Origin of the sequence: Vibrio sp. YT-15 (assembly GCF_033337445.1) — a bacterium.
GTDB classification, from domain to species: domain Bacteria; phylum Pseudomonadota; class Gammaproteobacteria; order Enterobacterales; family Vibrionaceae; genus Vibrio; species Vibrio alginolyticus.
This window is the reverse complement of sequence record NZ_JAWOQR010000136.1, coordinates 1-1,139: the sequence shown is the minus strand read 5'-3', so window position 1 is coordinate 1,139 and position 1,139 is coordinate 1. Positions and strand designations below refer to the sequence as shown.

General features: G+C 44.6%; 1 protein-coding gene and 1 pseudogene. One reads left to right on the top strand and one right to left on the bottom strand.

Annotation, left to right across the window (positions count from 1 at the left end):
* Positions 1-737 (top strand): calcium-binding protein (locus tag R7D93_RS25835; RefSeq protein ID WP_411976821.1); only part of this gene is annotated, 737 nt, incomplete at its 5' end.
* A 57-nt stretch (positions 738-794) separates the two neighbouring features.
* Here R7D93_RS25835 and R7D93_RS25830 read toward each other — a convergent pair.
* Positions 795-1,139: pseudogene (locus tag R7D93_RS25830) on the bottom strand (23S rRNA (cytosine(1962)-C(5))-methyltransferase RlmI); the annotation flags it as partial.

Below are 1,139 nucleotides of genomic sequence, written 5' to 3'. Positions count from 1 at the left end.
AAATACGAGCAGAAGACATCAGCTATAGTGGCAACCACGAAGGTACTGCAACGATAGAGCTTGCAAACGGAAGCTTCGATGAAATTCGGTTGTCGCCGGATACAGATAGCTCAAGTGATAAAGCAAGTTTTACATTGGTAGGCACAGAGATTACCAGCTTCACTCAAGTGAGTGATTCGTTTGAGTACAAAGCCATTGATTCTGATGGTTTAGAAAGTGACTCCAGTGCAACGGTAGCGGTTGATTTCGAGAACGTCACTGTAGATGCTGTCACGGCGCTAGGTTATCAAACCATGGCATTAAACTCTGAGCTGAATCTCATCATGGGTACAGATGGAGACGATATTCTGGTTGGTACCGACGGTAATGACATGATCATCGGTGGTTTAGGCAATGATATCTTAACGGGCGGTGAAGGTGATGACGTCTTCAAGTGGACAGAAATGCAGTCCGCAACTGATACCGTGACGGATTTCAGTGATGGTGATCAGCTTGATTTTACCGATGTATTTGATGATATGACGGGTACTGACATTTCCGCATTGCTTGATGATCTTGGTTCTGGAGACTACCGAGGACGCGTAGATGATATAACCGTAGAAGTGACTGAAAGTGGAGGTAACTCGACATTGACGATTAATAAAGATGGTCAACAGTTAGAAGTTAATTTCGATGGCGCATCGGCCGCAGATATCGCCAACAGCTTAATCAGTAATCTCGAACAGTTGAGAGAATAAGAAAAACGGAGCGAAAGCTCCGTTTTTTATGTCGTTCCGATAATCGCCAAAGAGCGATTAAAGCACTTTACAAGCAAAGCCTTTTAGGTAGAAACCTTCTGGGTATGCCGTATCGGTTGGGTGGTCTGCGGCTTGTTCAAAGCGCTCAACAAATTTCACTTGGCGGTTTGCGTCTACCGCTGCGTCAGCAATGATTTTTTGGAATAAAACTTGGTCCATTAAGCCAGAGCAAGAGTAGGTCAGTAGCGTGCCACCAGGTTTTAGAATTTGCATCGCCAACATATTGATGTCTTTATAACCACGACATGCGCCATTTAGTTGCGCTTTGCTTTCTGCAAACTTAGGTGGATCCATGATAACCACATCAAACTGAGTACCTTGGTCACGGTATTCACGAAGCAG